Below are 26,762 nucleotides of genomic sequence, written 5' to 3' on the forward strand. Positions count from 1 at the left end.
CTGACAGTCTGGGCCATGAGCCCAGACTCGCACGCCGAGCCGCAATTGTGAATCCTATGTCGGTGTCAGCGCACTAGGATATATGTGCACGCATCGGGCTTCGGGCGTGACGGACAAACAGAACCAGAGCTCTGCGAGCACTTTGGAATTGCGGTAATTCAGGCGTTGAGCTGTGGTTGCATCCCTGTAGTCTTCGACTCGGCGGGGCCCAAGGAAATCGTCGAGAAAGTTGGTGTCGGCTGCACTTGGCGAACTGTTGACGAATTGGTCGAGACGCTCAGGGAAACCGCCGAAGCGTTCAACGACAATGGCGGCGACGACTTGGTCGGGAAGGCGATAGCGAGCGTTGCACCCTTTTGGCCCGATCAAATGAATGCGATGGTGGAACGCTTGATTGTGAATGGCGATGTCATGTCTGGACGGCGCGTTCCCGGCGAGGCGACACTGCGAGCTTACGATGGTTCGTGAGCAGGTTTCGAAGATCGAATTCGAGTCCCGTGCGCCGGCTGTCGGTCGGGCCCGTTGGGATCGCTGACGCTCTTCTGTTCAAGAAGCCCGGCCGCTCGAGCGCGGCGATGACGCTTCATTTGGCCTACAATTGCGTGCTCGCGGCCGGTTTGCTCGGACCGATGAATGTTCGCCGCACCGAGGAACGCCGCGCCGATCAAATCGAGCGCCGGAGTTGATGTCGAGAACGGCTACACTGCTCGGACGCCCTTGGTCGAAGGTGAGCTCGACGATGGGCGCTCCGAAGATCGCGCGGGCGTCGTCGCAAGAACCTCACAGTGGCGGAAACTCCGACAGCGCCACGACCGGCACGAAATTGTAATCGGCGAAGATCGCCTGCGCGCTCGGCGTCATCAGATACAATGCGAAGCGCGCGGCCGCGGCCTGCCGCTCAGGAGATTTGTCGCGCAGCAACGCCAAGGCGTAATCGGCGCGCACGGCCAACGCCTCCGGGACGGGAACGCTGACGACTTCAGGGTCGGGACGAGTCTCCCGCCGGCTGCAATAGCCGATGAAAAGATCGACCGTTCCATCGAGAAGGAATTTCTTTGTCGGCGCGGGTCCGCTCTGTGGGACGTTCGCGTTGGTCTGCGCCAGCGCTGGCTCGGGAGGGGCCCCGCCCACGAGTGCGCGCGCTTTTTCGCGGAGTATCTGCTCGGCTCCCCGACGCACGGTCTCGGCTTTGGCGAATAGAGCCATTGCGTAATCGCCGCCCGGATCGGCCTTCGGAGTCGATGTGCCGATTTTCGTCGCGGGATCGAGCATATAGTCCAGAAGCTGGGCCTTGATCAGCGGATGATCGGCGCGCGCCGTGGCGCAGAGCGAGTTGCGGATGAAGACGACAGGCGGCGCCGCCTTGCCCTCTGTGGCGAGACGCTGTGGGTGCTGCCGATCGGCGGAGAGGAAAAGATCGGCTTCGTTGCCTTTTTCTATGCCTTCGCGCAGCAGGCCCGAAGGGCCGAAGACCATTGCGATCGTCTCGCCCGTCTCCTGCTGGTAGCGGGCGGCGATGGCGCGCAATGCGCCGCTGAGGCTGCCCGCCGCATGAATGTGAATCGGCGTCCCGCCGGGCGCCTCCTCTGCCGAGCATGGCGCGAGCGGCAGAACGAGCAGTGACCGAATGACGAAACGCCGGATGGGTGACACCGGCATGGTCAGAGCTCCATCTGCATGGAAAGACGCAAGCTTCGCGGCGCGCCGAGCGTGCCTGTGCCGAAGTCCGTGCTGTTGTAGCCGTTTTGGCCGGTCGGTGCGACATTCGCCCAATAATGCGCGTTGGCGATATTGTAGACATTGAGCCGCCATGTCACCGCTCGGTCGAGCACGCGCGTGCTGTAGCGCAAACCGAGATCGGCGACGGCATATCCATCGACATAGGTCGTGGTCGCGTAATTGCCGGGACGGCTGCTGGCGAAATTGATATTGGCGTTGGCGGCGAGGCCCGGAACGAACGGGATCTGATAATCCATCAAAATGTTGAACGCGACATGAGACAGGCCGAGAATCTGCTTGTCGTTCGTCAGCGCCGAGCCGGTGTCATACAGCCTCGGATTCAGCAGCGACAAGCCCGCGAAGATGGTGAGATCGTCGGTCGCCTTTCCAGACGCCGTCAGCTCGACTCCGCGATTGATCTGCTTTCCGTTGACGCCATAAACATTGTTGACCGTATAGGCGTAGGGCCGTTCGATCTGGAACAGGGCCGCTCGCAGATCGATGCGGTCGAGATCGATCTTATAGCCGAGCTCCCATTGTCTGGCGCGGTAAGGCGCGAGGATGGCGCCGGCGTTGGCGACGCCATTGGGCGCGGTGTCACCCTGCTGGAGACTTTCTGAATAGGTGACATAGGCGGTCTGATTGCGCGTCGGCTTGAACATCAAGCTCGCCGTCGGGCTCACGCCGCTCGTGTCGTAGGTGCTGGTCGTCACCCCGGCGGCATTCAGGTTTCGCGCGTGAATCCAGCTCTGCGACAGAGCGAATTGCGCCGACCATAGCTCGTTGAGGCCGATGACGTCGCCGATGGTGATCGAATGCTGAGAGGTCTCGACCGACAAAAAGCGGTTCTTGAAGTCGGGAAAGGAGCGCGCGGCGAATAGGGCGGGATTGACGAGACTTGCGCTGCCGAGCGTGATCGGGCCGAGAACATAGGGGCGATAGCGGTCCCAAAAGAAGCCATTCTCGGCGATGACGAAATCATGCGAGAGAGGGCCCGTGAGGAAGCGGCCGTTGATGGCGGCCTGATTGCTGAGCAAAGTGTCCAAGGAAAATGTGGTTGTCGCGGCTGTTGTCGTGTAGCTTCCGAGATTGTCCGTCAAAGTGTTGGTTGGAACAGTCGAAGCGCGATCGTTGGATTGACGCAGCAGCCCCAATGTCAGGCGCCAGTTCTGATCGAAGTCGTGACGCAGCTTGCCGCTGAAGATCGCCGTCTGATTGTCGTCACCGCCGAAAGGCTGGCCATAGCCTGGACGAGTCGGATCGGGCGCTGTGGGAAAAATCGTGGCGTTGCGGCCGAGCGCGAATGTGCCGGGCAGATTCTTCGTCACAAAATTGTAGAAGCTGGCGTTGGTTTCGAGAACAGTGCTGGGCGAGGCATGAATGTCGAAAGCAACGCTCGCCAGCTGCCGCTTCGACTGGCTACCATCGACATAGGTCTCGCCATTCTGCTCGAGCAGATTCACCCGGTAGCCGAAACGGCGCTCGTCGTCGAGAAAGCCTCCGAGATCGGCATGACCGAGCCAGGCGCTCTGCGACAGATAGGAAAAAGTGACTTCACGCAACGGATTTTCGGTCGGCCGCTTGAGCACATAGTTGAATGTGCCCGCTGGATTGGATGGACCATAGATCGCGCTCGACAAGCCGTTGAGCACCTCGATTCGCTCGAACTGCTCCAGCGGATAATCCGTCGTCGCCGCGATATTCAACCCGTCGATGCGCGTGTTCTGCACCACGCCCGCTTGCATGCCACGCGTCTGCGGACGAATGTTTTCGCCTTGCACCGAAGGAATGAGCCGAAAGGCCTCGCGCAGACTGAGCAATTGCTGATTCTTCATGAGATCGGCGGGCACGACGTCGATCGAAAACGGCGTATCGACGAGCGCCCGGTCGCCGAACGGCCCTACATAGGCCGCCTTGACGCGATAGCCGCCCTCCACAGTCACGGCATCCGTCGCCGCGCCGACGCCAGCGGCGATGTCGACGGCCGGAAGCTCGGTCGGCGCATCCTGCGCGCGGACCACCGAGATCGAAAGCGCGGCAAGGCTGACATGGGCGACCAAAACTCGGATCGCGCCGCGCAGTACGTCGTTCCTCAAAAGGAGCGCCTTCGTCCTTTGTCGAGCGCCCTGCGGGAGGCCCTCGATAGACATGGCGGCTGAAGCTTCCATCCGCATACGCTCCGTATTGTCTGCGAGACCTTCGATTCGGTCTACAGCGCATAAGAAGTCCGGTATTTATGTATTTCAAATACATAATAAATGCAGCCTGACGAAATTTTGAGCATCGATAGATGAGGGCGACGTCTCGCAGCCGGCGCCAGATGTCCGCGGAAATGGCATCATCATCGGCGACGCGATCCTCCGCAAGGCGGGAATGCGTGTCGGGAGGGACTGTCAGGAGAAATGCTCAGGAGTCGCTTTTCGTCAGCTTCGCTCGCAAGTCGCCCTCGGGAATGGCCAACGGGCGCCATAAGGGGACATTCGACCTGCGCTCACGAAGGTTCGCTTCTCTGGAGTCGCGCACGTTCGCAAGGGATGGAACGCCGTATTGAGACGACCTCGACGTATGTGCGGGCGTCCTAGGCACATTTCATTCTAAAGGTTCTGGCCTCACGACAGCCTATGAAACGCCGAGAGAGGACGCAGACGCCAGCGGCGGTGGCCGCGCTTGCCAATCGGGCCATGTGACGGCAATTTCGGCTCCTCGACGAGGGGACGCCGGAGCAGTCTCTGGCCGGGCGACAGGACACGGGAAAATCCGAGATCATGATGATGGACGATGGGATCGCCGACGCCGGCAAAAGATATGAGGATTCTCTGCTCGGGCTCGGGGCGGCGCGCCTCGACCGCCGATCGTTTCTATTCGGCTCCGCCATCGGTCTCGGCGCGCTGGGGCTCGCCGGCTGCGCGACCTCCGACCGCGTGATCCCGGCCGAGGTGGCGAGAATGTACGGGCCGCTGCCCAATGAGAAGTTCCCGATTCCGGCGGTCGATCTCGGCAAGGTCGATCCCAAATATTATCGCCAGACGGTTCGCTACGACAGCAAGGAAGCGCCCGGCACGATCATTGTCGATCCCGGCAATTACTTCGTCTATCGCATCGAAGGCGAAGGGCTCGCCACCCGCTATGGCGCCAATGTCGGACGCTCCGGCTTTCTGTGGAGCGGCGAAACCTATGTCGGGCGCAAGGCCGAATGGCCTGTCTGGACGCCGCCCAAGGAGATGATCCAGCGCCAGCCGGAGGCGGGCAAATACGCCCGCGGCATGCCTGGAGGCCTGGGCAATCCGCTCGGCGCCCGCGCGCTCTATCTCTACAAGAACGGCGTCTATACGGTCTACACCATCTACAGCACCAGCGACCCGGAAACGATCGGGACCGGCGTCACCAGCGGCTGCACCGGCCTCCTCAGCCAGGATATGATCGATCTCTATTCACGAACGCCGATCAAGACGAAAGTGGTGATCCTGCCGGCATAGCGCCCGATCGCTCATTCCAGCGGCGCGGCGATCTGGCGAGCCTCGCCGTGATTTCTTTCGTTTCCGCCAAGTCGGCGCAGAGGCCGGCTCTCCCGCGGCGGAATAGTGATCCGCGCCGCTCATTTGTTTCTATTGTTTCTAATATATTTCTACTTGAGCCATTTTATTTCCAATCCTTGTGGGACTCGAGGACGTCTCGCCGCCCGCCGCGAGGCCGCGCTCGATGGAACGCCTCCAGACGATATAGCGATAACAGAATGTTGCGATAGCATCGGCGCGCCCGCATATCGCACGCGACGGCGCGCCGCCGCTGTCGCGGCGCGATCGAAGAAGTCTCGGGCAACTATGGCAAATTTGTCGCACCCGAAGTGATTTCGACCGAATTCAAAGAATTGTTGCAAGACTGTCACGTCGGCTCCTTAACGGCTCCTTCCCAGCCAGAAGCGAAAGCGCAGGCGAAAGCGTTTCCAGCCGAATGTGGAGGCCGGCTCGGCGTTGGAAACGCGTCGAAACAACGACTTGGACTTTCCGCATCGCCGTGGGCGGCGGGACGAGTCCAAGAGTCGAGAGCTGGGGTTGTGGGATGTCCAAATATACGCTGAATGCGCAGGCTTCCGCCTTCGCGCTCGGATTCGTCTTGGCGGCGGTTCCGCCGCTCGAGGCCGTGGCGCAGACCGATATCGGCGCTTTGACGGTGGTGTCGCGACAGGCGAAGCCGAAAAAGGCGAAAGCCGCCGCTAAGGCGCATGCGCGCCATGTTCCGGCCGTCGCGCGGACGGGCGGAAGCGCGGGCGCCGCTCGCGGCGCGGCGCAGGTGGCCGCCGCGGAGCCGGTGGCCGCCGCTGGCGCTTCGAAGCTTCCCGTATTCGCGTCCAGCGCCGTCGGCTCCAAGGCGCCTCCCGGCTCGGCTCCCGCGCTCGCGCCCTCGCAGGCGCCGCTCGACTCCATCGAGCCGACCTCGATCGTCAGCGACAAAGTCATCCGCGACATGGTTCAGCCGAGCGCGGACTTCAATCAGATCATCAAATATACGCCCGGCGCGGTCTCCACGGCGAGCAACGGCCTCATCGGCGACAGCAACAAGGGCGGCTGGCGCGGCTTCTCCGACGGTCAGTACAACGTCACTTTCGACGGCATTCCCTTCGGCGACGAGAATAATCCGTCGCACCATTCCGCCTCTTATTTCCCCAGCGGATTCATCGGCGGCGCGACGATCGATCGTGGCCCCGGCCCCGCCTCGCAGGCCGGCTATGCGACCTTCGGCGGCACACTGGCGCTACGCTCGCTGGAGCTCTCCGACAAATTCGGCGGCAGCATCGAGAATTCCTACGGCAGCTACAGCACCTTCGTCACCACGGAGACGTTGCAGTCCGGCCTCGACAAAACGACCGGCGTGCGCGCGCTCGTGCAATATTCGCACTCCGACACGGCGGGCGCGCAGCAATATGGACTGGTCGAGCAGAACGGCTGGCTGATGAAGGCCGACCGCGATTTCGGCCTCTTCAACGTGACAGTGTTCGGCAATTACAGCCGCGAGCATTACAATAACACTTCGAACATCACCTATCCGCAATATTACTCCGCCGGCTCCCATTACGGCGCTGTCGGCTCTGACCCGACGACGCAGCAATATGTCGGCAACAACGTGTCCGAGAAGCAGACGGACATGGAGTATATCAATCTGAAGTGGGATTATTCCGGCATCCGCTTCAACGATAAGGTCTATACCTATTCCTATTGGTATCCCTGGTATCAGCGCAACTCCGCCGATCAGACCGTCGAAGGCTCGGCTCTCGCGAACGTGCAGCCCAAGGCCGCCGGCCTCAGCGTCCCCTCGCAGCATGTCGTGGGCTTCCTCCAGATCAACAATTATCGCGCCTGGGGCAATCTCTTCGACGCGAAATATGATCTCTCCGCGGGCTATGCGAGCGGCGAGCTGCGCACGGGCGTCTGGTGGGAGCGCGGCGACAATTGGCGCCGCCAGTTCTACACGGACTATACGAATGGCGTCGACTTCACGCTGAAGGCCACCAACGTCGCCTCATATCAGGCGGCCTATAAGCTCGATCTCGGCTCGCATTATCAGAATGTGCAGCCCTTCGTCGAATATGAGTGGAAGCCGATAGAAGGCCTGTCGATCACGCCCGGCTACAAGTTCATCGCCTTCACCCGCGACCAGAACGCGCGCCTCAATCAGACGACGCTCACCCCGCTCTATTACGAGCACACCTACCGCTCCGGCCTGCCCTTCCTCTCGGCGCGCTACAAGGTGCTGCCGGAGCTCGCTGTCTATGGACAGGCGTCGCGCGGCTATCTGGTGCCGACCGTGTCGGCCTATTACGTCGCCAATCCCGACTTCAACAATATCCAGCCGCAGACGACGACCAATTTCCAGATCGGCGCCGTCTACAAGACCGAGAAGCTCGCCGCGGACGTCGCGCTCTATCAGATCACCGCGAACAACTTCCCGATCACCACGACAAATCCAGACAAGACGGTGAATTATCAGAACGGCGGAACCGCGCGCTATCGCGGCGTCGAGATGGAGCTCACCTATCAGCTGACGCCCGGCCTCGCGCTCACGGCCAATGGCTCGATCTCCGACGCGCGCTTCCTCGAGGGCCAATACGCAGGCCTCTATGTCGGCGCCGCGCCGCGCTACACGGCTATGGGCGGCATCGTCTATGACGACGGCCAATTCTTCGGCTCGCTGCTGCACAAGCAGGTCGGCGACCAATGGGGCAGCGCCGGCCAGCGCTCCTTCGCCTCTATCTATGTCGCGGGCCTCACCAATCCGACGCTCAACTACATCCCCTCCTACGCTTCGACCGATTTCGTCATCGGCGCGCGCGGCGAGTGGCTGAAGGAATGGGGCCACAACAATAAGATCGAGGTGAAGTTCGGCGTCAACAATATCGCGGACAACCGCTCGGTCACCGGCATTTCCGGCGAGCCCGCCGGCCTGCTCTCGGTCGCCAACACCAAGCTGACCTACTCCTTCATGGCAGGCCGGCTGTTCTACGGCGGCGTGAAGGTCGATTTCTGATCGTCATGCACAGATTTCCGCCCGGCTGCGCCAGCGGCCGGGCGTTTCGTAATCGAAATGTCGCGTAGAGGCGCCATGCGGGTTCTTCCAGAAGGGGAGCCTCGGGCGCCCACTGGAGATGAATTCAGATGGAAGCCATATCGATTTCGCCGCTCTCGCTGTTCATGCAGGCGGGAGTTGTCGGCAAGATCGTCATGATCGCGCTCGGCGTCGCCTCGCTCTGGGGCTGGGCGGTCATCATCGAGGTCGCCGTGCTGACGGCGCGTCTGCGCAAGGCGATCCGCGAGGCGCAAAACGGCGGCAATCCGCCGCTGCTGGCGCCGGTGATGGCGGAGGCGGCGCGCGCCGCCCGCGTCATGGTGCCGGGAGAAAGCGTCGGCGAGCGCCGCGCGCGCATCGTCGAGACCACGGGCCGCGCGGCGCGCAAGCTGCTCGTCGCCACGGAAGCGGGCCTGCCCAATCTCGCGGTCATCTCTTCCGTCGCGCCCTTCGTCGGCCTGTTCGGCACGGTTTGGGGCATTATGACGAGCTTCGTCGGCATCGCCGACTCGCAGGACACGAGCCTCGCCGTCGTCGCGCCGGGCATAGCCGAGGCGCTCGCCGCCACCGCCTATGGCCTCGCCGCCGCCATTCCTGCGGCCATCGGCTTCAACCGCCTCGGCGGCACGCTGGCCCATACGGGCGAGGCGCTCAGCGATCATGTGGAGGAGCACGCCATCACGCTCGTCGGCGGCGTCGAGAGCGATGGCGCGCGCCGCATCGCGGAGGCCGCTTAAATGGCTTTTTCCGCCAAGCGCGGCTCCGGCGGCTTCCAGCCCCTCGCCGACATCAATGTGACGCCGCTCGTCGATGTGATGCTGGTGCTGCTCGTCATCTTCATGATCACCGCGCCGATGATGGCGCAGGGCATGAAGGTCGACCTTCCCCAGGCGCGCGCCGCCAAGCCCGTCAATCCCAAGGAGCCGGTGGTCATCACCGTCGCCAAGGACGGACGGCTGATGCTGGGGCCGGACGAGATTCCGCTCGACCGCATCGTCGAAGCGGTGCGCGCCAAGATCAATGGCGATCTCTCCCATGTCATCCATCTGCGCGGCGACAAGGAGTCCTCGCTCGGCGATCTGGTGACGCTGATGGACGCTCTCTCGTCCAATGGCATGACGCATATCGCCATTCTGTCGATGCAGGCGAAGCACGCGAAAGCCGAAGCGAAAGGCGCCGCGAAATGACCTATGTCGCCGAGCCCGAGCAATTTCCGCAATTGCGTCCGCGCTGGCTGCGGCCGGTCGCGGGCGTCGCGCCGCCGCTCGTCTATCTCGCCATCTTCGGCCTGCTCGCCATGACGACGGTGGAGCCGCCGAGCGCGGCGTCGGACAGCTTCGATCTCGCCTATGTGCAGGACGGCGACGCCGCGCAGCAGGCCAGCGCCGACACCGCGCCCGACGAGCTGGCCCACAACATGGACAGCACCATCGCGCAGGAGGCGGCCGAAGCGCAAATGGCGGAAGCGCCGAAGGCTTCGGCGCCCGACGCGCCGACCGCGCTCGCCATGGCCGCGCCGAAAATTCGCGCGCCCGACGCGCTGGATCTGCCCGAGGACGAGCCGCGCGAGGAAGAGCGCAAGCCGACGCTCGAGCGGCGTCGCGAGCATTCCAGCGAGCAGACGCCCGTTCCGACGGCGGACGGCAAGGTGCTGCGCGAGGCGACCGCGGCCGCGCAAGCGTCGGACGCCTCCTCCTCCTCGGCCGATCGCGTCGGCGCGCTGGACGGGCGCAAGACGCCGAGCGGCGCGACGCGCGCCCGCTATGGCGCGCGCGTCCTCGCGGAAATTCAAAAGCACATGTTCTATCCGCCGCAGGCGCGTCGCAGCGGCGTCAAGGGCGACGCCGTCGTCACTTTCACCGTCGGCGCCGACGGCCATATGATCGAGCGCAAAATCGTCAAATCCGCCGGCGACGAGGCGCTCGACCACGCCGCTCTCGCCATGGTCGAGGCGACCGTCGCGCCGCCGCCGCCGGCAGGCCGTTTCCAGGGCAAGACGACGATCCGTTTCGATATTCGGCGCGACCGTTAGAGCTTCGAGCGAGGCGGAAACCGGCTCGCGTGAAGAAAACACGACCGAGCGAGCATCGGCCGCCTTTCCGGGGCGATCCGAACGAATTGCCCCGAGACGTCGACGGAACGCATACGAAACAAGCTATTTCAATGAAATAGATGCGTCTCGCCGAAACCCGTGATCGGGTCCGGCGCGGCGTCGCGCCCATTCTCGCCGCCCGAGGACGCCATGGTCGGCCCGAGCGCTTGCCTTGCGGCCCGGTACCGAGGAAGACTCGGCCCTCTCTCGCCTTGCGGGAGAATATCCGGTCGAAACGCAGGGAGCGGCGCCCATGCGAATTCTCTTGGTGGAAGATCAGAGCGAGCTCGCGGGAGAAATCCGGCGACGAATGCGGCGCGATGGTTTCGCGGTGGATCATGTCGGCTCGGTGGGCGATGCGCTGGAGGCGCTGCGGGCGCATTCTTACGCCGTCGCCATGCTGGACCGGCGATTGCCGGACGGGGATGGTCTCGCCATCGTCCCGGAGATCAGACGGCGCCAGCCCGGCAGCCGCGTGCTGGTCCTCTCCGCGCTGGATGCGGTGGACGAGCGCATCAACGGCCTCGACGCCGGCGCCGACGACTATCTCACCAAGCCCTTCGACCTCGACGAGATGATGGCGCGCATTCGCGCGGCCTTGCACCGCCCGGGCGCCGACGCCGCGCCGCCGATCCGCGTCGGCGCGCTGGAATTCGACCCCGGAACGCGCGCCGTCGCCATCGACGGCCGGCCCGCCGTGTTCCATCATCGCGAGCTGGCGCTGCTCGAGGGGCTCGTGCGCCGCGCCGGCCGTGTCGCGGAGCGCGAGGCTTTGGCCTCGGAGATTTGGGGCTTCGACGAGCCTGTGCAGTCGCATGCGCTGACGATCATCGTCTCGCGCGTGCGCGCGCGCCTGCAGAAGCTCGAGGCGCGCGTCGACATTCATATGGTGCGCGGCGTCGGCTATTTTCTCTGCGAGACGGAGGAATGAGGCCGCCGCCCTCGCTCACGCGCCGATTGATCGTCGATCTGTCCTATATGCAGCTCATCGCCATCATCGTCGCATGGCTCGGAACCACGGCGCTCGGCGGGCTCGGCATCGTCGGCGCCAATGATTATTGGATCGATGAATTCTACAGCTATTACTATATTCGCGACCTGGTCCTGCAATCGATCGTGCGGGACGCGGACGGAACGCGCCACATCGAGCCCAATGCGGCGCTCCGCGACGAGATGCGACGAACCCCGACTTTGCGCTACGCCGCTCTGGAGTCGATCCGCGGACCGGCTCTTCCCGGCTCCTCCGAAGATATTTCCGCGGCGCTGATCGGAATCACGACAGTGGAAACGCGCGGGCTCGACTTCTTCTTCACATCCGACGCGGGCCGGCGCACAGCGGCGTCCGTCTGGCGCTGGAAGAGTCCGACAGGGAATGTGTTCATCGCCTCCGGCGGCATGACCTTCGGCTGGAAGGACATCTTCTACGCTTTTCGAAACGAGCTCGTCTCTCAGAGCCTCTATCTGACGGCTGTCTTCTCCGTTTCCGCTGCGGTCGCCCGGCTCGCCGTGCGACGCGGCCTCGCGCCCTTGCGGCGCGCGGCGGAAGCCGCGGAGCGCATCGATCTCGAATCGCTCGGCCAGGGCCTATGCGTCGAAGATGCGCCGAGTGAGATTCGCCCGCTCGTCGAAGCGGTGAATCGCACGCTGAAGCGCCTCGACGCCAGCGTCGCGCGCATGCGGCGCTACACCGCCAACGCCGCGCATGAATTGCGCACGCCGGTCGCGATTCTGCGCGCGCGTCTCGAGAATCCAGAGGAGCGCAGCTTTCGCGTCGATCTCCAGCGCGACACGCGCCGCATTCAATTGATCGTCGAGCAGATGCTCGTCGCCGCGCGCCTGACCGAGGGGCAAGCGCCGCCGGATCGAGATCTCGATCTCGGCGCCGTCGCGCGCGGCATCGTCGCCGATTATTCGCCGCTGATCTTCAAGGCCCGCCGCCGCATCGCCTTCGAGGCGCCCGCGGCGTCCGTCGTTCTGCGCAGCAATCGCGTCGCGATCGAATGCGCGCTCGCCAATCTCATCGACAATGCGTTGCGCGCCGAGCCGGAGGGCGGGACCGTGGTCGTGCGGGTCGGCGCCGATCGCACGATTCGCGTGATCGATCATGGAGAGGGCGTCGACGAAAAGGATAGGGAGCTCGTCTTCGAGCCCTTCTGGCGGCGCAGCGACGAAGCGCCGGGAAATGGCCTCGGCCTCGCCATTGTCGCGGAGCTGATGGAAAAGCTCGGCGGCCGCATCGGCGTCGAGACCACGCCGGGAGGCGGGGCGACATTCGCGCTGTCCTTCCCTGCGCGCCGGCGCGAGGCGCGAGACGAGACGGGCGATCACGCGCGATCCTGACGGCGACCGCGACGCCCGCATGCGGGCGTTCTCTCGGCGCGAAGAGGAAGCGGGGCGCGGGGGCATGTTCCGCCGCCGGCCCCGCCCTTCGTCTCGCGACTCAGGCTTGCTTCACATCCGGCGGCGTCGCCTCGGCGGCGAGCGCGGCCAGCGCGTCGGAAAGGCTCGCAGAGCTCTGCGCTTGCGAGCCGAGACGGCGGATGGAGACGGTGCGCTCGGCCGCCTCCTTCTTGCCGACGACGAGCAGCGCGGGAACCTTGGCCAGCGAATGCTCGCGCACCTTATAGGTGATCTTCTCATTGCGAAGATCGAGATCGACCGAAAGGCCGAGCTTGCGCGCCTCCGCCGCGACCTCGAGCGCATAGTCGTCGGCGTCCTGCGTGATGGTGCACACGACGATCTGCAGCGGCGAGAGCCACAGCGGCAGATGACCGGCGTAATGCTCGATCAATATGCCGGTGAAGCGCTCCAGCGAACCGAACATGGCGCGGTGGATCATCACCGGCGTCTTCTTCTCGCTGTCGGCGCCGATGTAGAAGGCGCCGAAACGCCCCGGCAGATTGAAATCCACCTGCGTCGTGCCGCATTGCCATTCGCGGCCGATGGCGTCGCGCAGCGTATATTCGAGCTTCGGCCCATAGAAGGCGCCCTCGCCCGGATTGACGCCGGTCTCGAGGCCGCGCGCCTTCAGCTCGTCGAGCACCTTGTAGAGCGCCGCCTCCGCCTTGGCCCAGGCTTCATCGGAGCCGACATGCTTCTCGGGCCGGGTGGAGAGCTTCACCACCACATGGTCGAAGCCGAAGTCCTTGTAGATCGTCAGGATGAGGTCGTTGATCTTCAACGCCTCCTCCATGATCTGATCCTCATTGCAGAAGATATGCGCGTCGTCCTGCGTGAAGGCGCGCACGCGCATCATGCCATGCAGCGCGCCCGAGGGCTCGTAGCGATGCACAATGCCGAATTCGGCGATCTTCACCGGCAGGTCGCGATAGGACTTCAAGCCATTCTTGAAGATCTGCACATGGCCGGGACAGTTCATCGGCTTCAACGCGAAAATCCGCTCGTCCTCTGTCTTGGTGAGGAACATGTTCTCGCGATAGGTCTGCCAATGGCCGGAGGTCTCCCACAAAGCGCGATCGAGCACCTGCGGCGTGTTCACCTCGCGATAGCCCGCGGCCTTCTGGCGCCGGCGCATATAGGAGACGAGGCTCTGGAACAGCGCCCAGCCCTTCTCGTGCCAGAAGATCGTGCCCGGCCCCTCCTCCTGGAAATGGAAGAGGTCCATCTCGCGGCCCAAACGCCGATGATCGCGGCGCTCGGCCTCCTCGAGGCGATGCAGATAGGCGTCGAGGTCTTCCTGCTTGGCGAAGGCGGTTCCATAGATGCGCGAGAGCATCGGGTTGTTGTGATCGCCACGCCAATAGGCGCCGGCCACCTTCATCAGCTTGAAGGCGGTTCCGACCTTGCCGATCGACGGCAGATGCGGGCCACGGCAGAGATCGAGCCAATGGCCCTGGCGATAGATCTTCAGATCCTCGCCGCCGGGTATGCTCTCGATCAGCTCGCGCTTGAAGGCCTCGCCCTTCGCCGTAAAGTAGGTCTTGGCCTGATCGCGGCTCCAGACTTCCTTGGTGATCGCGGCGTCGCGCGCGACGATCTCGCGCATCTTCTTCTCGATCGCGGGAAGATCGTCCGGCGTGAACGGCTCGGAGCGATAGAAGTCGTAATAGAAGCCGTTCTCGATCACCGGGCCGATTGTGACCTGCGTGCCGGGAAACAGCTCCTGCACCGCTTCCGCCAGCAGATGCGCGCAATCGTGACGTATCAGCTCCAGCGCGCGCGGGTCCTCGCGGCCGACGAACTCGATTTTGGCGTCGCGGTCGATCGTATCGACGAGGTCGCGCAGCTCTCCATCGAGAGCCATGGCGACGGTTCGCTTGGCGAGGGAAGGGGAAATGCTCTTGGCGATATCGAGGCCGGAGACGCCGGGCTCGAATTGACGGGACGCCCCGTCGGGGAAGGTTACGGCGATCATATGCTCTCCTCATGCGCCCACTCGCCGATACAAGTCGGCGTAAGTCGCGTGTCGCCCGAATTTGGGCAGGAGACTTGATAAGGCAAGCATGTCGCGCTTGGCAATCGGCGGTCGAAAGCCGACGCCCTCGCCCTCATGCTGAGGAGCCCGCGCAGCGGGCGTCTCGAAGCACGAGGGCGAGTTCCAGGAACATTCACCCGACCGTCATCGTAGAACCGCTCTCGAGCGCGGCTTATTTCAACGCGAATCCCAGCGCCCGCAGCGCCTCCTTCAGCCGGTCGCGGCCGCTGAGGCTCTCGGGGCCGCGAATGCGGGAGAGCGCTTGGCGAATCCAGCCCTGCTCGGGAAGGCCCGCCTCCTTCTGGAAATCGCGGAACTTCTCGTCATAGGTCGCGACCGCCTCGCGCTGCGCCTCGTTCCAGGCATATTGCTCGCGATGCAGAACGGCGCCTTGGCCGAGGCGCGGGCGCACGCCGCCGGCCTTGGCCGGATCGGGACGGCCGACCGCCATGCCGAAGACGGCGAAAACGCCCGGCGGCAGGTCCAGCTCCTTGGCCACTTCCTCCGGCTTGTTGCGGATGCCGCCGATATAGACCCCGCCGAAGCCGAGCGATTCCAGCGCGACCAGCGCATTTTGCGCGGCGAGGCCGGCGTCGATCGCGGCGGTGAGGAACATTTCGAGATAGGGCAGCGCCGCCCCGTCGCGGCCCTGCGCCTTGCCGATATTCTCGAGCCGCGAGAGATCGGCGAGCCACAGAAGAAACAAAGGCGCGTCGCGAATATGCTGCTGATTGCCGGCGAGATCGGCGAGGCGGCTCTTGCGCGCCTCATCCTCCACGGCGACGAGGCTCCAGACCTGGAGATTGGAGGAGGTGGAGGCCGATTGCGCCGCGGCGACGACGGTCGCCAGAGTCTCGGCGGGAATTTTTTCCGGCAGATAGGCGCGAATGGACCGATGCGCGAGCAGAAGCTCGAGCGTCTCGTTCCAGACGGGCGGGGTCGGCGAATCGTCGCGGCGATAGCGGGCGCGGATCGCCTCCGCGCCATCGGCCGCGCTCAATTCCCCTTTGCTGATCGGCTTGTTCATATCGTCTCCAGAAAACGCCGCGTGACGCGCGCACTTACGCGCGCTTTGCGGCATGGTGGCGAAAGCGGCCGCAAAAATCCACCCTGCGCCGTCGGAAAAGGGGAAGCGGACGGCGCAGGAGCCGACCCCTCGGCTTGTACGGATAGCGGCGGCGTCCGAGCTGCTCCTTGTGGACAACGCGGGGCAGTTCTGTTAATCCCCCGCGCACGGGTCAGGCGCTCCGTCAGCGCCCGACCGACTATTCTCACCCGCAGCAACGTCTCCAACCGGGGCGCGCGCCGCCTCTAGAAACAGGATCGCTTCGTGCAAGTTCTCGTCCGCGACAATAATGTCGACCAGGCTCTCAAGGCGCTGAAGAAGAAGATGCAGCGCGAAGGCATTTTCCGTGAGATGAAGCTCCGCGGCCATTATGAGAAGCCCTCGGAGAAGCGCGCCCGCGAGAAGGCCGAGGCCGTGCGCCGCGCCCGCAAGCTCGCCCGCAAGAAGCTGCAGCGCGAAGGCCTGCTGCCCGTGAAGGCGAAGCCCGCCGTCGGCGGCCGCTGATCGAAAAGAGGCGGGCGCGTCGAAATCTCGCCGAATTGCCCGCTATCATTCGTCTTCGTCGCGCATTCGAAGCGCTTTCAGGACTTGTCTGAGGAGGTCGGACGGAATGGAATTGCCGCTCGGATCGGCGGTTCGCCGGACGTCCCCCATATTTTGCCGCTGCGCGCCTCTGCGCGCGGGCGTCGCAATGCTGACTCTGCTCGCCCTCGCCGGCTGCGAGACCGCCGGCGTGCTGCGGCCGCCGGGACGCGGCTTCGCCGAGACCGACGCCGCCGACCCCAGGGCCGCCAACGCCAATATAGAGTCGCTGTCCGAGGTCGTGCGCCGCAATCCGACGCCCGAGGCCTATAACACGCGCGGCGTGGCGCTGGCCAAGATCGGCCAGTTCCAGGAGGCGATCGCCGATTTCTCCCAGGCGATCAGGATCGAGCCCAACAGCGCCGCCGCCTTCACCAATCGCGCTCTCGCCTTCCGCCAGATCGGCCGCAACGATCAGGCGCGGCTCGACTTCGACCGCGCCATAGACGTGAACGCCAATCACGCCCCGGCCTATATCGGCCGCGCCAATCTGTTGCGGGCGCAGGGCAATCTGGATCAGGCGCTCGCCGATCTCGACGCCGCGATCCGGCTCAATCCCGAGAGCGCCCAGGCGTTTCACGCGCGCGGGCTGATCCATCAGAAGCGCGGCGACAATCAGCGCGCCGTCACCGATTTCGACAACGCCATCGACCGCGATCCTTTCGCGGCGGCGCCCTATCAGGCGCGCGGCGAGAGCCTCGTGACGCTCGGCAATTACGACAAGGCGATCGAGGATTTCAACGCGGCGCTCAATGTCGACAATAAGAGCGCGCCGGCCTGGGCCTGGCTCGGCCTCGCCTATGAGCGCAAGGGCAATCGCCAGAAGGCGGCGGAATCCTATCAGCGCGCTCTGGCGCTCGATCCGCAGCAGCCGATCGCCAAGCAGGGCTCCTCGCGCGGCTGACGCGGCGCGGCGCGCATCCCCTCTGGCAATTGCGCTCCCCTCATCCTGAGGCGCTTTTTGCGGAACGCAAAAAGCCTCGAAGGATGCTCCAGGGGGCGCGGCGGCCCATCCTTCGAGACGCGACCTTCGGCCGCTCCTCAGGATGAAGGGGCTGGTTTTCGACACGACCTTTCATCAATCGCTCGCCTCGAGACGCCGCGGCGTCGCCAGCGCGCCGTCCACCCAGCGGGCGAGGCGCGGGAAAACATCCGGCAATCCGAGCACCAGATGCTGCCCGCCGGGCACGAGCATGAAACGCTTCGGCTCATTGGCGAGATCGAAGAGCTTGCGGCCGAGCGCGATCGGCACCACGCCATCCCTGTCGCCATGCGCGATCAGCACGGGAACATGCACGTCGCGAATGGCGAGATCGGAGCGGAACTGATCCAGCATCAGCCAGCGCACCGGCAGAAAGCCATAGCGCGTCTCGGCGACATCGGCCGCTGAGGAGAAGGGCGAGTCGAGCGCCAGCGCCGCCGCCTCCCGCCGCGCCGCGAGCTGCGTGGCGACGCCCGAGCCCAAGGATTCGCCGACGATGACGATCCGCTCCGGCCCATAGCCGCGCGCGCGGGCCTCGGCATAGGCGGCCTCGGCGTCGCGCATAAGGCCTTCTTGCGTCGGCGTTCCGCTGGAGCCCGCATAGCCGCGATAGGCGATGGCGAGAAAGCCATAGCCCTCGCCCATGAAAAATCGAAAACGCGCCACGCGATCGACGAGCCCGCCGGCGTTGCCGTGGAAATAGAGCAGCGTCGGCCGCCCCTCGCGCGGCGGCGCGTGCCAGGCGACGATGGTCTCTCCGTCCGAGGTCGCGAGCTTCAGCTCCTCGACGCCGGCGAGCCCCGCCTGCTGCGGCGAGATTTGGCGCGTGTCCGGCAAATATTGCAGCCGCCGCTGAAACAGGCCGAGCCCCGCCGCCGCCAGAACATAGGCTCCGACGACGACGAGCAGCGCCCATTTCAGCAGCGCGAGCGCCATTGCGATCAGCCTCCGCCCTGCGTCTTGCGCCGCGCCTCGGCGCGTTCCTCGAGCTTGGAGGCGATGAAGCCGGCGACCAGCACCAGAATGGCGCCGGCGATAGAGGCGCCGAGCTCGAAATGCTCCGGCGCCGTCCAGCCGAATTTCTCCCAGATCGGATCGCCGGCGATGAGCTCGCCCGAAATCCAGCCGAGCAGGCCCGCGCCGGCCCAGACGAGAATCGGAAAGCGCGACAGCGCCTGCATCAGCAGGCCGGCGCCGAAGACCACGATCGGCACCGAGACGCCGAGGCCGAAGATGATGAGCGGCATGGAGCCCTCCGCCGCGCCGGCGATGGCGATGACATTGTCGAGCGACATCACCGCATCGGCCATTATGATGGCCGCCACCGCGCCCCAGAGGTCCTCTTTCGCCTCCATATGATGCTCGGTCTCGTCGACGAGCAGCTTGGTGGCGACGCCGAGCAGCATCAGGCCGCCGAGCGCCTTGAGCGCCGGGATCGCCATGAGCTGAATGACCACGAAGGCGAAGGCGATGCGTAGCAGCACGCCGCCGCCCGCGCCCAGCAAAATGCCCCATCGTCGCTGCTGTTTCGGGAGCTTGTGACAGGCGAGCGCGATGAGAATCGCATTGTCGCCCGAAAGAAGCAGATCGATCCAGATGATTTCTAAGACTTGGAAGCCGACGGAAAGCTCGTCGCCGCTCATTGACTTGGGTGTCCGACCCTGCCCGAGGGCAGTATGCGCGCGATCATATCGCGGCAAAGGGGACCAACGCCAGCGAGAACGGACAGACTTGGCGCTATCGCCGCGTCTTGGCCGCGACATTGGCCGGCGCCGGCGCGCAGGGCGGCATGAAATCGGCGAGCTTCTTCTCGTCCGCGCCGGGCGGATGCGCGTCATGGCCGATCAGCAGCGGGAGCCAGCCGAGCGCGTCGTCGGCATGGACATAAACATCGAAAACCACTGCTCCGGCAGGGATTTCCGCGCGGCGGCAATAGAGCCCGCCCTCGAGATCGAGCGAGCCATGGGCTTTCGCGCCGCTCTCGCGCCAGCGCTTTCCCTCCTCCTGCGCGGCGCGAATAGCGGCGAGATCGCGCCTGTCGGCCTCGAAAACCATGAGCCCGCCGCTCGTCGCCGATTCGAGCCCGGCGAGAATGGGCCGGTCTTCCGCATGGGCCGCGGGAACGAGACGAATCGTCAGCACGCGCTTCGCCGCCTCCTCTCCCTCGCGCCAATAAGTGGCGACGACCCGCGCGCTCGTCGGCGTCGGCTCGAGCCAATCGGGCGCGCGCAGGGCGAGGCGGAGCGGCGCGACATCGGCGGTCGAGAGATCGAAGGAGCGCAGCTTCCACTGCGTCGAGAGCGGAACGCCGTTGCAGGCCGAAAGAGAAAGAGCAGAGGCGAGCGCGAGAAACGGGAGGCCGCGGGTCATGGATCACTTCCTGTTGTTCAATGATATTTTCATGTTTGACATTAAAAATAATATGCGTCAAATTGTTTCCATCGCGCCGGCCGGCCATTTTGCCGAGCCGCCGAAAGGATGGAATCCCATGATCGACGCCATTGCTCTCCAAGACCCGCGTCTTTCCGCGCTGCGGGCGCGCATCGGATGGATCTGCCAAACAATTCGGGCGCTGGTCGTTTTTTTCGCGACGGCCGATCTCCTCGCGATACTGACCTTCTGGGCCGACGCCGGAAAGGTCGAGCGCCACTTTCGCGAGCTGTTGCAGATCGACGTTTCGGGCGCCTCGCAAGGCCAATATGCGGCGGCGACGGCGCTGAGCCTCGTCGTCTGGGTCTTTGTCGCCGTCATCTGCTTTTGCCTGTGGCGCGTGTTCAGCCTCTATCTCGAGGGCGGCGTCTTTTCTGCGGAGACGGCGCTATGGCTGCGGCGCGCGGGCGTCATCGGGCTGTTCACCGTGCTTCTGGACGTGGCGATGCGCTCGGCGATCATTCTGGCCATCGCCTCGCATCTTCCCTATGCGCAGAGCCATCACGGCTACATAAAGCTCGAGGATCTGCTGAACGTCATCTTCCTGCTGATGCTGATCGCCATCGCGCATATCTTCAAGACCGCCGCCGACATCGCCGGCGAAAACGCGCAATTCGTGTGAGCGCCATGGCGATCGTGGTCAATCTCGACGTGATGCTCGCGCGGCGCAAGATGCGCTCGCGCGATCTCGCGCAACGTATCGGCATAGCCGAGCAGAATGTGAGCCTGCTGAAATCCGGCAAGGTGAAAGGAATTCGCTTCGATACGCTGGAGAAAATCTGCGAGGTCTTGGACTGCCAGCCGGGCGACATTCTGGAATATCGGCCGGAGGCAAAAGAAAGCTGAGGCGCTATTGAGGCGCTCCAACCGCGCTCCGAGTGCAGATCGAAAATATCCTCACTGCGAAGCCCGCTGAAGATTGTGTGACGAGGGACGTCTCCATACGACCAGGCTCCTAAGCCCTGGTTTCATCAGAGACGATCTCTACGATCGCGAGAGAGGCGAGACGAAGCGGACCTGTCTTGATCCCTCATGCGCGCACGGTCACAACGACGGCCCTCACGCTGAGGAGCCCGCGAAGCGGGCGTCTCGAAGCGCCGAAACGCGTCCTGGATCATCCTTCGAGGCTTTTTGCGTTCCGCAAAAAGCGCCTCAGGATGAGGGGATTGTATTCGCCGGGAGGAAGCCGGCGCCCGGAAGCTCTCACTTCAAGAACACATAAATATCCACCTGGAGCCCATCGTCGTCGCTGGTCTTCAGATCGGTGAGATATTCCTCGACGAACAGATTTTTCGTGTCGAGGCCCTTCTCGTCCAGAAAGGCGGTGATCGCCTCATAGGTCGAGTCGATCTCCTCATAAGGTCCGCGATGCTGGAATTTCAGCGCCTTGCCGGCGGGCGAGGCGCCGGCCTCGACGCCATGCTCGAATTTGGCCTTGGCCTCGGGCGGGCGCGTCAGCGGCAGCATGGCCTCGAAATGAAAGCCATTGTCATCCGTCTCGGTGAAGGCGACCAGCGGGCGGCCGTCCGCGGTGAGGCCGGCCTTGGAGGCGGCGACGCGCAGGCTGGCGATGGCCTCGGAAAGCGTCTTGAGCCCGTCCGCCCATGTGCCCTGCCCGCGCAATTTGAGGACGGGCCGGGCAATGATATCGATCGCCTGGCCGGCGATGGCGTCGGCTTGGGCCTGCGCCTCCGCCTCGGCCTGAGAGGGCTCGTTGAGGTCGAGCGTCGGCTTCGGCGCGACGGGGCTGTCCGGCGTGGCGGGCGCGGACTTTTGCGGCGTCTCCGCCGCGACCTGCGCGCTCGGAGCCGTCACGACGGCGGTGGAGGTCGGCGGAGTGGATGTCGCGCCGAAAAAGGCTCCCGCGACGACGGCGAGAACGGCCAGACCCGCGACAAAGGGCCAAGCGCGCTTCAATCTCTGCGTGAAGCCCTCATCGCTCGAATTGCTCATGGGTCTCGTCCTCTTTGAAAGCGCGGACGCCGGCCATAGCGTCGCGATTCGATTCTCTATATACGCCTGTAACAGGAAATGAACGGCATGATGACCAGCCCGCTCGCCGGACTCCCGATCTTTCGTATGAACGGGATCGGCAATGAAATTCTCGTTCTCGACTTGCGCCGCGCCGGCCTCGAGGTCGCGCCCGCCGAGGCGCGCGCCATCGCCCGCGCCCCCGGCCTGCGCTTCGACCAGCTGATGGTCCTGCATGCGCCGCGCCATGCGGGCGCGAACGCCTATATGCGCATCTACAATACCGACGGCTCGCTCTCCGCCGCCTGCGGCAATGGCACGCGCTGCGTCGCCTATGTGCTCGGCCGCGCCGGCGAAGGCGAGGCGCTGACGCTGGAAACCGACGCCGGCCCGGTGCGCACATGGCGCGCGGGCGAGACGCGCTTTACCGTCGATATGGGCGCGCCTCGACTGAGCTGGCGGGACATACCGCTCGCCGCCGAAGCCCCCGATACGAGAAATGTGCCGCTCGCGCCTGAAGTCCAGGGGGCGCCCGCCGCCTTTTCGGCGGTCAATATGGGCAATCCTCATGCGGTCTTCTTCGTCGAGGACCCGCTCGCTCTCGATCTCGCCACGCTCGGGCCGCAGCTCGAGCATCACCGGCTCTTCCCCGAGCGCGCCAATATCTCCTTCGCGAAGATCGTCGCGCCGGACGAGATTTTGCTGCGCGTATGGGAGCGCGGCACGGGCGAGACGCGCGCCTGCGGCTCGGCCGCCTGCGCGACGCTGGTGGCGGCCGCGCGCGCCGGCCTCTCCGCGCGTGAGGCGCGCATTCGCCTTCCCGGCGGCGAGCTCGTCATCGCCTGGGGGCCGGACGATCATGTGATGATGACCGGCGACGTCGAGCTCGAATTCGAGACGGAGCTGGAAGCCGGCTTCTTCGCCGAGCTGGACGCGTGAGCGCCGCGGTCGACATCGTCACCTTCGGCTGCCGCCTCAATTACGTCGATTCGGAGCGGCTGCTGCGCGAGGCGCGCGCCGGCGCGCAAAGCGAGCGCGTCATCGTCAATACCTGCGCCGTGACGGCGGAGGCGACGCGCCAGGCGCGGCAAGCGATCCGCCGCCTTCATCGCGAGCGTCCCGCGGCCGAGATCGTCGTCGCCGGCTGCGCGGCGCGCATCGATCCCGCGAGCTTCGCTGCAATGGATGGCGTCGCGCGCGTGCTCGCCGAGCCGGGCGCGCCGCGCGCCGACAGCGCCGCCGAGGGGCAGACGCGCGCCTTTCTCGCCGTGCAGAATGGCTGCGACCATAACTGCACTTTCTGCATCATTCCCCTCGGCCGCGGCCCCTCGCGCTCCATCGCGCCGGCCGAGGTCGTCGCCGAGGCGCGGCGGCTGGTCGAGAGCGGCAAGCGCGAGATCGTGCTGACCGGCGTCGATCTGACGAGCTACGCCGCCGAAGGCGTTTCGCTCGGCGGTCTCACGCGCGCGCTGCTGCGGGAATTGCCGCAGCTCGAGCGGCTGCGGCTCTCCTCCATCGACTGCATAGAGGCGGACGCCGAGCTGTTGGACTGCATGCGCAGCGAGCCGCGGCTCATGCCGCATCTCCATCTCTCGCTGCAAGCGGGCGACGACCTCATTCTGAAACGCATGAAGCGCCGCCATTCGCGCGACGACGCCATCCGCTTTTGCGCCGAGCTGCGCGAGGCGCGGCCGGATATCGTCTTCGGCGCCGATTTCATCGTGGGCTTTCCCACCGAGACGGAAGACATGTTCGCGCGCACGCTCGCTCTCGTCGAGCAATGCGGGCTGACGCATCTGCATGTCTTCCCCTATTCGCCGCGTCCCGGCACGCCGGCGGCGCTGATGCCGCAGGTCAATGGCGCATTGGTGAAAGAACGCGCCGCCCGCCTGCGCGCGGCCGGAGACGCGGCGCTCATCCGCCATCTCGACGCGCAGATCGGCAAGACATTGCGCGTGCTGACGGAAAAGGGCGGCATGGCCCGCGCCGAAGATTTCACTCCCATCCGCACGCCCGGCGCGGAAGCGGGGCGCATGCTGGATATGCGCGTGACGGGGCATGACGGGAAGGCGTCGAGCGGGGTTTAGATCGCGCGCTCGATTGTTTCGATCGGCATAAAAAACGTCCGCTCGCCGAGCTTGCAGGGAAGAAACCCACGTCTCGTATAGAACGGAACCGACTCCTCATCGAGCGCGTGGACAATCACGCCTCGCACGCCGATCGTCTGCGACGCGGAGAGAATTCTCTTCAGCGCATCGGCGAGCAGATCGTCCCCCAGCCCCTTGCCCGCGTAGCGTAGATCCCGCGCCAACCTGCCGATGACGCTCACCGGGATCGGATTGGGCAGTCCGTGCTTTCGGACCTTCGAAGGTATCGCCGCTCGCTCGATCGAGCCCGCGGAAATGCAGTAATAGCCGATAACCATATCGCCCTCACAGGCGACATAGCTTCTCGCGCTACGTCCTTCGCTCGCGGCCGCATGTTGCTTCAGCCATTCGTTCAGCGGCGGCTTGCCGCAATCGGAGGACCGAAAATCATGCTTGGTCGGATCGAGCCGCGCGGGCGCATGAAATATCGCCCCGCGCGCTATTGCTCCCATAGAGGCTTCTTCTTCAGCAGCGCCTTGAGGTCTTCATTGGGCGGCGGCGGCCGATCCAGCGCCGCTTCGAATTCCGCAAAGTCTTTTTCGTTCAGCACGAACAGACGTTGGTCGAGCAATATGTCGACCGCATGCTGCCGAGCGCTCTCCGTGATGAACTCGCTACGCGTCTTGCCGAGGAGCGACGCCGCGGTGTCGATCAGATTGCGCGTCGTCGTCGACATGCGCACATTCACTGTGGAGTCGTGACGTTCTCTGGCCGGCGCCGCCGGCTGTTTCGACGCCTGGGTCGGCATTCGACTCTCCTCCGCGATCAGCCTATTGAAAAGCCTTTGTGTGGATAGTGTCAACACAAAACGACATTCGTCACGGCGCCTTATAAACAATCCGATACACCGCCCCATTCTGGTCGTCCGTCACCAGCAGCGAGCCGTCCGGCAGTTCCGCCACATCCACGGGCCGGCCGAGATATTGCGGATCGCCATTGTTCCAGCCTTCCGCGAAAGGCTCGCTGACGCCGCGCTTTCCCTCCGGGCCGACGCGGGTGAACATCACGCGCGCGCCGACCGGCATTGTGCGGTCCCAGGAGCCGTGCTGCGCAGAGAAAATCCCGCCGCGATAATAGGGCGGGAAGGCCGAGCCGCGATAGAAGGTCATGCCGAGATCGGCGGCGTGCGGCGCCTCCTCCACTTGCGGAAAGACGACGCCCTCCGGCGGCGCATCTCCCGAATATTCGTAAGTTCGCACATGGCCGCCGCCATACCAGGGAAAGCCGAAATGCAGCCCCGCCCGCGGCGCGCGATTCAGCTCGCCGGGCGGCGTGTCGTCGCCCATGCGATCCACCTGATTGTCGGTGAACCAGAGCGCCCCATCGGCAGGATCGAAATCCATGCCCACCGAATTGCGAATGCCGCGCGCGAAAACCTCGCGGCCGGAGCCGTCGCGATTCATGCGGATGATTCCGCCCATGCCGATGCGCTCATAGAGCTCGAGCTTGTCGCGCGGCGTGACATTATAGGGCTGGCCCAGCGAGACATAGAGCTTGCCGTCCGGCCCGATGCGACAGATGCGCGTCGTGTGATTGGCGCTTTGCTCGGCGACGGGGATGAGTCCGCCTTGCGGCGCGAGGCGGCGCGCATCCTTCCAGGCGAGCCGGCGCCAGTCCCTCTCGGCTGAAGCAAAGCTCGAAATGCGATTCTGCTCGACGACGAACAATGTTCCCTCCGCGTCGAAGCAGAGCCCATGCGGAATGACGAAAGGCGCATCGGCGGCGAAAGTCTCGACAGAGGCGGCGCGCTCGCCGCCCGGAATCAGCACATGAATGCGGCTCGCATCCGTGCCGACGAAAATCGCCTCGCCGCGCCCGCCGATCGCGAGCGTGCGCGCATGCGGAACCAGCGCATAGAGCGAGATGGAAAACCCCTCCGGCAGCTGAATGCGGCGCAGGTCCTTCTCGATCTGCTTCGCTTCGTCCTGCGCCGAAGGCGCCGCATGGGCGCCCAGCGAGGCCGTCGCGCATAGGAAAAGGCAAAGGAGGCGTCGGGCGATCATCGGGGAGTCTCCGCTCGGTTCTCGGAGAGATAGGGGCGCGGGCCGCCGCGGCGCGAGAAATATTTATTCCGGGTATTATTGACTCTGATAATTTAACCTGGGTATAAATTGCATATGGAAAAAGACGCTCTCTCCCGCCTGTCGCGGCCCTGCGCCGCTTTCGCCGACGGCCGCATTCTGGCCGCCGGCCCGCTGGTCGAGGTCGCCTTGGCGGTGAAGAACGCCGATGCGGCCGATGGCTATGTCCTCACTTTCGACGACGCCACCGGCGAGGTGGTCGATCTCGATCTACGCGGCGCCAAGCCGGAGATCATCGCGCGGCTCGCCGCCGCCCCTCCTGGCAGAGAGCGCGGCGACGCCGCTCCGACGGAGGGCGCGGAGGAAGCCGCGCGCGGTCGCGGACGGCCCAGGCTCGGCGTTGTCGCGCGCGAGGTCACGCTGCTGCCGCGCCATTGGGACTGGCTCGCCGTTCAGCCGGGCGGCGCTTCGGCGACGCTGCGCCGCCTGGTCGAGACCGCGCGACGCGAGGGCGGAGCGGAGAGCCAAAAGCGCGAGGCGCGCGAGGCCGCCTATCGATTCCTCTCCGCCATAGCAGGAAATCTTCCCGGCTATGAGGAGGCGTTGCGCGCGCTCTTCGCCGGCGATGCGGCGCGATTCGAATCGATCATGGCCGATTGGCCGAAGGATGTGCGCGCCTATGCGCTGCGCCTCTCCGAAGCAGGCGGCGCGTGAGCGGGACTCCCGGCTTGCAATGGCCTGATCGGGAGCGCATGT

The 26,762-nt window shown here is 64.7% G+C and carries 27 protein-coding genes; 16 read left to right on the plus strand and 11 right to left on the minus strand.

The genetic code is table 11. The annotated features are described in order from the left end of the window. Positions 1 to 78 precede the first annotated feature (78 nt). Complete coding sequence (locus ACT53T_RS00220; protein WP_476159712.1) at positions 79 to 468, plus strand: glycosyltransferase; 390 nt, start codon at positions 79 to 81, stop codon at positions 466 to 468. A 29-nt stretch (positions 469 to 497) separates the two neighbouring features. Then, positions 498 to 686 carry a hypothetical protein gene (locus tag ACT53T_RS00225; protein ID WP_476159389.1) on the plus strand — a complete coding sequence of 63 codons (189 nt, stop codon included), beginning with the start codon at positions 498 to 500 and terminating at the stop codon, positions 684 to 686. Positions 687 to 780: 94 nt separating this feature from the next. Here the strand turns inward: ACT53T_RS00225 and ACT53T_RS00230 are convergent, their stop codons facing one another. Then, positions 781 to 1,659 carry a substrate-binding domain-containing protein gene (locus ACT53T_RS00230; RefSeq protein WP_476159390.1) on the minus strand — a complete coding sequence of 293 codons (879 nt, stop codon included), beginning with the start codon at positions 1,657 to 1,659 and terminating at the stop codon, positions 781 to 783. A gap of 2 nt (positions 1,660 to 1,661) precedes the next feature. Next, on the minus strand, positions 1,662 to 3,815 hold the full coding sequence (locus tag ACT53T_RS00235; RefSeq protein ID WP_476159391.1) for a TonB-dependent receptor: 2,154 nt from the start codon (positions 3,813 to 3,815) through the stop codon (positions 1,662 to 1,664). Positions 3,816 to 4,484: 669 nt separating this feature from the next. Between ACT53T_RS00235 and ACT53T_RS00240 the strand changes: the two genes are divergently transcribed. The 7 genes from ACT53T_RS00240 to ACT53T_RS00270 all read left to right on the plus strand — a co-directional run bounded on the left by ACT53T_RS00240 (position 4,485) and on the right by ACT53T_RS00270 (position 12,712). Further along, on the plus strand, positions 4,485 to 5,195 hold the full coding sequence (locus ACT53T_RS00240; protein WP_400765416.1) for a L,D-transpeptidase: 711 nt from the start codon (positions 4,485 to 4,487) through the stop codon (positions 5,193 to 5,195). Between the two features lie 583 nt (positions 5,196 to 5,778). Next, entirely contained in the window at positions 5,779 to 8,241 is a 2,463-nt protein-coding gene (locus tag ACT53T_RS00245) for a TonB-dependent receptor (RefSeq protein ID WP_476159393.1), read from the plus strand. A gap of 128 nt (positions 8,242 to 8,369) precedes the next feature. Beyond that, on the plus strand, positions 8,370 to 9,017 hold the full coding sequence (locus ACT53T_RS00250; protein ID WP_476159395.1) for a MotA/TolQ/ExbB proton channel family protein: 648 nt from the start codon (positions 8,370 to 8,372) through the stop codon (positions 9,015 to 9,017). Then, positions 9,018 to 9,467, plus strand: coding sequence for an ExbD/TolR family protein (locus ACT53T_RS00255; RefSeq protein WP_018267550.1), 450 nt, complete (start codon positions 9,018 to 9,020; stop codon positions 9,465 to 9,467). After that, on the plus strand, positions 9,464 to 10,312 hold the full coding sequence (locus ACT53T_RS00260) for an energy transducer TonB (protein ID WP_476159397.1): 849 nt from the start codon (positions 9,464 to 9,466) through the stop codon (positions 10,310 to 10,312). The genes ACT53T_RS00255 and ACT53T_RS00260 overlap by 4 nt, the downstream gene beginning before the upstream one ends. 313 nt (positions 10,313 to 10,625) lie before the next feature. Then, positions 10,626 to 11,303 (plus strand): response regulator transcription factor, encoded by a 678-nt coding sequence (locus ACT53T_RS00265; protein ID WP_476159398.1) that lies wholly within the window; start codon positions 10,626 to 10,628, stop codon positions 11,301 to 11,303. Next, entirely contained in the window at positions 11,300 to 12,712 is a 1,413-nt protein-coding gene (locus ACT53T_RS00270) for a sensor histidine kinase (RefSeq protein WP_476159400.1), read from the plus strand. Before ACT53T_RS00265 ends, ACT53T_RS00270 begins: the two co-directional genes overlap by 4 nt. A gap of 100 nt (positions 12,713 to 12,812) precedes the next feature. Here ACT53T_RS00270 and thrS read toward each other — a convergent pair whose 3' ends face one another. After that, complete coding sequence (thrS, locus tag ACT53T_RS00275; protein ID WP_018267546.1) at positions 12,813 to 14,747, minus strand: threonine--tRNA ligase; 1,935 nt, start codon at positions 14,745 to 14,747, stop codon at positions 12,813 to 12,815. Positions 14,748 to 14,979: 232 nt separating this feature from the next. Beyond that, on the minus strand, positions 14,980 to 15,834 hold the full coding sequence (locus tag ACT53T_RS00280; protein ID WP_400765404.1) for an NADPH-dependent oxidoreductase: 855 nt from the start codon (positions 15,832 to 15,834) through the stop codon (positions 14,980 to 14,982). Positions 15,835 to 16,137: 303 nt separating this feature from the next. On the opposite strand from ACT53T_RS00280, the gene rpsU reads away from it, so the two are divergent. Together rpsU and ACT53T_RS00290 are read left to right on the plus strand one after the other, a co-directional pair. After that, entirely contained in the window at positions 16,138 to 16,377 is a 240-nt protein-coding gene (rpsU, locus tag ACT53T_RS00285; RefSeq protein WP_018267543.1) for a 30S ribosomal protein S21, read from the plus strand. A 106-nt stretch (positions 16,378 to 16,483) separates the two neighbouring features. Continuing rightward, entirely contained in the window at positions 16,484 to 17,359 is an 876-nt protein-coding gene (locus ACT53T_RS00290) for a tetratricopeptide repeat protein (RefSeq protein ID WP_018267542.1), read from the plus strand. A 174-nt stretch (positions 17,360 to 17,533) separates the two neighbouring features. Here ACT53T_RS00290 and ACT53T_RS00295 read toward each other — a convergent pair whose 3' ends face one another. The 3 genes from ACT53T_RS00295 to ACT53T_RS00305 form a co-directional block, all read right to left on the minus strand. After that, positions 17,534 to 18,373: an alpha/beta hydrolase gene (locus tag ACT53T_RS00295; protein WP_476159402.1), complete on the minus strand. Its 840-nt coding sequence runs from the start codon at positions 18,371 to 18,373 to the stop codon at positions 17,534 to 17,536. A gap of 5 nt (positions 18,374 to 18,378) precedes the next feature. After that, complete coding sequence (locus tag ACT53T_RS00300; RefSeq protein WP_018267540.1) at positions 18,379 to 19,080, minus strand: TerC family protein; 702 nt, start codon at positions 19,078 to 19,080, stop codon at positions 18,379 to 18,381. Between the two features lie 94 nt (positions 19,081 to 19,174). Further along, on the minus strand, positions 19,175 to 19,807 hold the full coding sequence (locus ACT53T_RS00305; protein WP_476159403.1) for a hypothetical protein: 633 nt from the start codon (positions 19,805 to 19,807) through the stop codon (positions 19,175 to 19,177). A gap of 118 nt (positions 19,808 to 19,925) precedes the next feature. Here ACT53T_RS00305 and ACT53T_RS00310 point away from each other — a divergent pair, with 118 nt between their 5' ends. Continuing rightward, entirely contained in the window at positions 19,926 to 20,489 is a 564-nt protein-coding gene (locus tag ACT53T_RS00310) for a DUF2975 domain-containing protein (protein WP_476159405.1), read from the plus strand. A 5-nt stretch (positions 20,490 to 20,494) separates the two neighbouring features. Further along, the gene (locus ACT53T_RS00315; protein ID WP_476159714.1) at positions 20,495 to 20,713 is read left to right on the plus strand and encodes a helix-turn-helix domain-containing protein; all 219 of its coding nucleotides are present in this window, start codon (positions 20,495 to 20,497) and stop codon (positions 20,711 to 20,713) included. Positions 20,714 to 21,070: 357 nt separating this feature from the next. Here the strand turns inward: ACT53T_RS00315 and ACT53T_RS00320 are convergent, their stop codons facing one another. Beyond that, on the minus strand, positions 21,071 to 21,820 hold the full coding sequence (locus ACT53T_RS00320) for a GyrI-like domain-containing protein (RefSeq protein WP_476159406.1): 750 nt from the start codon (positions 21,818 to 21,820) through the stop codon (positions 21,071 to 21,073). A 90-nt stretch (positions 21,821 to 21,910) separates the two neighbouring features. Here ACT53T_RS00320 and dapF point away from each other — a divergent pair, with 90 nt between their 5' ends. Both dapF and ACT53T_RS00330 read left to right on the plus strand, forming a co-directional pair. Then, positions 21,911 to 22,777: a diaminopimelate epimerase gene (gene dapF / locus ACT53T_RS00325; protein ID WP_476159715.1), complete on the plus strand. Its 867-nt coding sequence runs from the start codon at positions 21,911 to 21,913 to the stop codon at positions 22,775 to 22,777. Further along, positions 22,774 to 23,925, plus strand: coding sequence for a MiaB/RimO family radical SAM methylthiotransferase (locus tag ACT53T_RS00330; RefSeq protein ID WP_476159407.1), 1,152 nt, complete (start codon positions 22,774 to 22,776; stop codon positions 23,923 to 23,925). The genes dapF and ACT53T_RS00330 overlap by 4 nt, the downstream gene beginning before the upstream one ends. Here the strand turns inward: ACT53T_RS00330 and ACT53T_RS00335 are convergent. The 3 genes from ACT53T_RS00335 to ACT53T_RS00345 all read right to left on the minus strand — a co-directional run bounded on the left by ACT53T_RS00335 (position 23,922) and on the right by ACT53T_RS00345 (position 25,988). Continuing rightward, positions 23,922 to 24,437: a GNAT family N-acetyltransferase gene (locus tag ACT53T_RS00335; RefSeq protein WP_476159409.1), complete on the minus strand. Its 516-nt coding sequence runs from the start codon at positions 24,435 to 24,437 to the stop codon at positions 23,922 to 23,924. The genes ACT53T_RS00330 and ACT53T_RS00335 overlap by 4 nt on opposite strands. Continuing rightward, the gene (locus ACT53T_RS00340; protein ID WP_476159411.1) at positions 24,425 to 24,733 is read right to left on the minus strand and encodes a type II toxin-antitoxin system TacA family antitoxin; all 309 of its coding nucleotides are present in this window, start codon (positions 24,731 to 24,733) and stop codon (positions 24,425 to 24,427) included. The genes ACT53T_RS00335 and ACT53T_RS00340 overlap by 13 nt, the downstream gene beginning before the upstream one ends. 70 nt (positions 24,734 to 24,803) lie before the next feature. Beyond that, a complete protein-coding gene (locus ACT53T_RS00345; protein WP_476159412.1) occupies positions 24,804 to 25,988 on the minus strand; it encodes a PQQ-dependent sugar dehydrogenase in 1,185 nt (394 codons plus the stop codon). Positions 25,989 to 26,102: 114 nt separating this feature from the next. Here ACT53T_RS00345 and ACT53T_RS00350 point away from each other — a divergent pair, with 114 nt between their 5' ends. Then, positions 26,103 to 26,720, plus strand: a complete 618-nt coding sequence (locus ACT53T_RS00350; RefSeq protein WP_476159413.1) for a DUF2239 family protein — start codon at positions 26,103 to 26,105, stop codon at positions 26,718 to 26,720. Positions 26,721 to 26,762 lie beyond the last annotated feature (42 nt).

The sequence above is a fragment of the Methylosinus sp. DMC45 genome, assembly GCF_056313885.1.

Coding starts and splice junctions, on each gene's coding strand:
- ACT53T_RS00265 (WP_476159398.1), top strand. CDS start 10,626: ATGCGAATTCTCTTGGTGGAAGATCAGAGCGAGCTCGCGGGAGAAATC.
- ACT53T_RS00340 (WP_476159411.1), bottom strand. CDS start 24,733: ATGCCGACCCAGGCGTCGAAACAGCCGGCGGCGCCGGCCAGAGAACGT.
- ACT53T_RS00320 (WP_476159406.1), bottom strand. CDS start 21,820: ATGAGCAATTCGAGCGATGAGGGCTTCACGCAGAGATTGAAGCGCGCT.
- ACT53T_RS00315 (WP_476159714.1), top strand. CDS start 20,495: ATGGCGATCGTGGTCAATCTCGACGTGATGCTCGCGCGGCGCAAGATG.
- ACT53T_RS00250 (WP_476159395.1), top strand. CDS start 8,370: ATGGAAGCCATATCGATTTCGCCGCTCTCGCTGTTCATGCAGGCGGGA.
- ACT53T_RS00300 (WP_018267540.1), bottom strand. CDS start 19,080: ATGAGCGGCGACGAGCTTTCCGTCGGCTTCCAAGTCTTAGAAATCATC.
- dapF (WP_476159715.1), top strand. CDS start 21,911: ATGACCAGCCCGCTCGCCGGACTCCCGATCTTTCGTATGAACGGGATC.
- ACT53T_RS00280 (WP_400765404.1), bottom strand. CDS start 15,834: ATGAACAAGCCGATCAGCAAAGGGGAATTGAGCGCGGCCGATGGCGCG.
- ACT53T_RS00290 (WP_018267542.1), top strand. CDS start 16,484: ATGGAATTGCCGCTCGGATCGGCGGTTCGCCGGACGTCCCCCATATTT.
- ACT53T_RS00305 (WP_476159403.1), bottom strand. CDS start 19,807: ATGACCCGCGGCCTCCCGTTTCTCGCGCTCGCCTCTGCTCTTTCTCTT.
- ACT53T_RS00270 (WP_476159400.1), top strand. CDS start 11,300: ATGAGGCCGCCGCCCTCGCTCACGCGCCGATTGATCGTCGATCTGTCC.
- thrS (WP_018267546.1), bottom strand. CDS start 14,747: ATGATCGCCGTAACCTTCCCCGACGGGGCGTCCCGTCAATTCGAGCCC.
- ACT53T_RS00335 (WP_476159409.1), bottom strand. CDS start 24,437: ATGGGAGCAATAGCGCGCGGGGCGATATTTCATGCGCCCGCGCGGCTC.
- ACT53T_RS00245 (WP_476159393.1), top strand. CDS start 5,779: ATGTCCAAATATACGCTGAATGCGCAGGCTTCCGCCTTCGCGCTCGGA.
- ACT53T_RS00230 (WP_476159390.1), bottom strand. CDS start 1,659: ATGCCGGTGTCACCCATCCGGCGTTTCGTCATTCGGTCACTGCTCGTT.
- ACT53T_RS00350 (WP_476159413.1), top strand. CDS start 26,103: ATGGAAAAAGACGCTCTCTCCCGCCTGTCGCGGCCCTGCGCCGCTTTC.
- ACT53T_RS00295 (WP_476159402.1), bottom strand. CDS start 18,373: ATGGCGCTCGCGCTGCTGAAATGGGCGCTGCTCGTCGTCGTCGGAGCC.
- ACT53T_RS00260 (WP_476159397.1), top strand. CDS start 9,464: ATGACCTATGTCGCCGAGCCCGAGCAATTTCCGCAATTGCGTCCGCGC.
- ACT53T_RS00240 (WP_400765416.1), top strand. CDS start 4,485: ATGATGATGGACGATGGGATCGCCGACGCCGGCAAAAGATATGAGGAT.
- ACT53T_RS00345 (WP_476159412.1), bottom strand. CDS start 25,988: ATGATCGCCCGACGCCTCCTTTGCCTTTTCCTATGCGCGACGGCCTCG.
- ACT53T_RS00255 (WP_018267550.1), top strand. CDS start 9,018: ATGGCTTTTTCCGCCAAGCGCGGCTCCGGCGGCTTCCAGCCCCTCGCC.
- ACT53T_RS00310 (WP_476159405.1), top strand. CDS start 19,926: ATGATCGACGCCATTGCTCTCCAAGACCCGCGTCTTTCCGCGCTGCGG.